Origin of the sequence: Limosilactobacillus gastricus DSM 16045, from assembly GCF_001434365.1 — a bacterium.
Lineage (GTDB): Bacteria > Bacillota > Bacilli > Lactobacillales > Lactobacillaceae > Limosilactobacillus > Limosilactobacillus gastricus.
In genome coordinates this window covers 1-308 of the sequence record NZ_AZFN01000065.1, presented here as the reverse complement: position 1 = coordinate 308, position 308 = coordinate 1, and the positions used below count along the sequence as shown (strand labels likewise).

General features: G+C 44.5%; 1 protein-coding gene. It reads left to right on the top strand.

The window, feature by feature from the left end; genetic code table 11:
- The coding region (locus FC60_RS09445; protein WP_191978598.1) for a hypothetical protein at positions 1-308 on the top strand (308 nt) is incomplete at both ends.

Sequence of the window (308 nt, the reverse complement as noted above, 5' to 3'; positions counted from 1 at the left end):
GATAGTGCAAGTACCAGTGCTTCGACGAGTTTCAGTGAAAGTGCTTCGACGAGTGCAAGTATTAGTACTAGCGAAAGTGCAAGTACTAGTAAATCAATCAGTTTATCACTAAGTACGTCTACCAGCGAATCATTAAGTGCTTCAACCAGTGAATCCCTAAGTGCCTCCACAAGTGAATCGTTGAGTGCTTCGACGAGTGAATCGTTAAGTGCATCAACGAGTGAATCCTTAAGTGCTTCGACTAGTGAATCGATGAGTGCATCGACGAGTGAATCCCTAAGTGCTTCGACGAGTGAATCACTGAGTGC